The sequence below is a fragment of the Aeromicrobium sp. genome (genome assembly GCF_036675695.1).
Classification (GTDB): Bacteria; Actinomycetota; Actinomycetes; order Propionibacteriales; family Nocardioidaceae; genus Aeromicrobium.
Genome location: NZ_JAKFEL010000100.1, coordinates 1 through 3035 on the forward strand (window position 1 = coordinate 1; position 3035 = coordinate 3035).

Consider the following 3035-nt stretch of genomic DNA (forward strand, 5'->3'; position numbering starts at 1 on the left):
TGGTGCTGCCGTACTGTTCGGTCTGGCCATCTTCCATCTCATCGCCCTGGTCTTCACGGGCATCCCACTCCTCCGAGAGGTGCGCAAGGAATTGAACGAGCAGATTGAGGAGACGGCATGAGCTTTGTTGCTGCAGGACTCGCGACTGAGACCAACATCGAAGCCGGTCACCACACGACGTTCACGTTGTGGGGACTCACGTTCAACTACGACACCATGACCTCGACCGTGGTTGCCGGCGCCATCGTCGTCATCTTCGGCTTGCTCCTGCGTCGTCAGGTCACTGACGGTGTACCCGGCAAGGTGCAGCTGCTGTGGGAGATGCTCGTCGAGTGGGTGCAGGGTCTGACGCTTGGCAGCATCGGCCGGCTCAATCCGTTCATCGTCCCGCTCGCGGTGGCGTTGTTCCTCTTCATCCTGATCGGCAACTGGTTCGAGGCGGTCCCGACCGGACACAAGGTCCCGCCACCTGCGGCTGACGTCAACATGACCTACGCCCTGGCTCTGATCGTCATCGTGGCTGTGCACATCTTCGGAATCCGCGAAGTTGGCATCCGCAAGTACCTCAAGCCGTTCATCTCCCCGCTGCACCTGATCGAAGAGATCGTCAAGCCGTTCAGCCTGGCACTCCGACTCTTCGGCAACATCTTCGCCGGCGGCATCATCTTGGCCCTGATCGCTCTGATCCCGAGCTACGGCGCCTGGCTGCCGGAGGTCCTCTGGAAGATGTTCGGCATGGCCATCGGCGGCATCCAGGCATTCATCTTCACGCTGCTGTCGATCCTCTACTTCGGATTCGCCGTGAGCCACGGCGGAGACGACGAGCACCACGACGAGCCAAAAAAGAAGAAGGAAAAGAAGGCCAAGAAGGCTGACGACAAGGTCGCAGTCGCGGCCTGAGCACCACCCCATACCTGAATAGCTACCCCAACGTTCAACAAGCAACATCTCGAATATCGCGAGTGGAACCACCACCCGTGAGAACCAAGGAGAAGACATGGCAATGGAAGACGCAGTCACTACTGCTGGAGCATTCGTCGGCGGCGGACTCGCCCTCGGCGGCGGCGCCATTGGTGCAGCCATCGGTGATGGCCTGGCCGGTAGTGCAACGATTCAGGGCGTCGCTCGTCAGCCGGAGGCCCAGAGCCGCCTCATGACGATCTTCTTCCTGACCGTCGGTCTGGCAGAAGCGGCCTACTTCATCAACCTCGCCTTCATGGCGTTGTTCGTATTCGTCCTCGCGTGACGAGTGCAGCACCTCTGAGCAGACGGGAACACTGATGCCCGAGACAACATCGGCCGAGAGCAACTTTCTCGTCCCGAACGGCACGATTCTCTTTGAGATTCTTGCGTTCGCGATCCTGATCTTCATCCTGGCCAAGTACGTCATCCCGCCGGTCAACAAGGGACTGACGGACCGCCAGGAGAACATCCGCCAGCAGTTCGCCGATGCCGAAAAGGCAAAGACGGACGCTGAGGCTGAGAAGGAGGCCTACCGCGCGCAGATCGCTGACGCACGGCAGGAAGCCGCTCGCATCCGCGAGGAAGCCAAGGAGCAGGGCGCGCACATCATCGCCGAGATGCGTCAGCAGGCACAGTCTGAGGCTGACCGCATCACGACGCACGCTCACGCCCAGATCGAGGCCGAGCGCTCGCAGGCACTGGCCCAGCTCAAGGGTGAGGTCGGCTCCATCGCGACCCAGCTCGCTGGCCGCATCGTCGGAGAGTCACTCGACGACGAGGCACGCCAGAAGCGCACAGTTGAGCGGTTCATCGCCGAGCTCGAGGAGTCTTCGAACTGATGCGCGGCGTATCTGCAGCAACACTCGAAGAGGTCCTGGCAGCCGTCGAAGGCTCCGGCACCTCCTCCATTGGTGACGAGCTGTTCTCCGTCACCGCGTTGCTCGACGCGACGCCGTCACTTCGACGGATCCTCACGGACCCCGCCACAGAGCCCGACGCCCGCGCCGGTCTGCTCAAGCAGGTGCTCGGCGACAAGGTCAGCACGGAGACGTTGGTGATTCTCACGGTCGCTTCCAAGGGTCGTTGGGCGTCGAGCCGCGACCTGACGGATGGTCTTGAGATCTCCGGCGTAGCGGCTCACGTCGCAGCCGCCGAGAAGGATGGCCAGCTTGAGGCAATGGAGAGCGAGCTGTTCGACGTCGGCAACATCGTCGTCGCCGACAGTGACCTCCGTTCGGCGCTGACGGATCGTACGACCGCTGCTTCGGCCAAGGCCGAGCTCGTCAACTCGATCTTCGAAGGCAAGGTCACCGCACCGACGGTTGCCCTCGTACGCCAGGCAGCCGCGGCACGCACCGCTTCGTTCGAGAAGGTCCTCGCGACCTTTGCCGACGAGGTCGCTGCCCGCCGCAACCGCCTGCTCGCCGAGGTCCGTTCGACATACCCGCTGACTGACGCAGAGCTCGACCGCATCGCGGCCGCACTCGCCAAGCGTTACGACCGCGAGTTCCACCTCAACACGGTCATCGATCCCGACCTCGTCGGAGGCATCCGTGTCTCGGTCGGCGGCGACGTGATCGACGGCTCCGTATCCAGCCGACTCGAAGACGCCCGACGGCTCATCGCCGGCTGACCAGCACCACACAAATCAATCTTCAAAAACGTAATCTCCAGAACCCCGCAAGACTCCACAAGAAGGTAGGCACCCACATGGCGGAACTCACCATCCGTCCGGACGAGATCCGCGACGCGTTGCAGAAGTTCGTGGCCGACTACACCCCGAGCGCTGCGGCGACCGACGAGATCGGCATCGTGTCCGAAGCCGGTGACGGCATCGCACGCGTCGAAGGTCTCCCGTCGGCCATGGCCAACGAGCTCCTCGAGTTCGAGGACGGCACGCTCGGCCTCGCGCTCAACCTTGACGTCCGCGAAATCGGTGTCGTCATCCTGGGTGAGTTCTCCGGCATCGAAGAAGGCCAGAAGGTACGCCGTACCGGCGAGGTCCTCTCCGTTCCCGTCGGCGACGCCTACCTCGGTCGCGTGTGCGACCCGCTGGGCAACCCGATCGACGG

Annotated in this window: 4 protein-coding genes and 1 pseudogene; all 5 read left to right on the plus strand. The window is 62.7% G+C overall.

Annotated elements, in window-relative coordinates; translation table 11 throughout:
• Positions 1–117 precede the first annotated feature (117 nt).
• A complete protein-coding gene (atpB, locus tag V6M39_RS06415; protein ID WP_332642929.1) occupies positions 118–900 on the plus strand; it encodes a F0F1 ATP synthase subunit A in 783 nt (260 codons plus the stop codon).
• 97 nt (positions 901–997) lie between these two features.
• Complete coding sequence (locus tag V6M39_RS06420) at positions 998–1246, plus strand: F0F1 ATP synthase subunit C (protein ID WP_332642930.1); 249 nt, start codon at positions 998–1000, stop codon at positions 1244–1246.
• Between the two features lie 34 nt (positions 1247–1280).
• Positions 1281–1802, plus strand: a complete 522-nt coding sequence (locus V6M39_RS06425; RefSeq protein WP_332642931.1) for a F0F1 ATP synthase subunit B — start codon at positions 1281–1283, stop codon at positions 1800–1802.
• A complete protein-coding gene (locus V6M39_RS06430; RefSeq protein WP_332642932.1) occupies positions 1802–2596 on the plus strand; it encodes a F0F1 ATP synthase subunit delta in 795 nt (264 codons plus the stop codon). Before V6M39_RS06425 ends, V6M39_RS06430 begins: the two co-directional genes overlap by 1 nt.
• 77 nt (positions 2597–2673) lie before the next feature.
• Positions 2674–3035, plus strand: a pseudogene (locus V6M39_RS06435) (F0F1 ATP synthase subunit alpha); the annotation flags it as partial.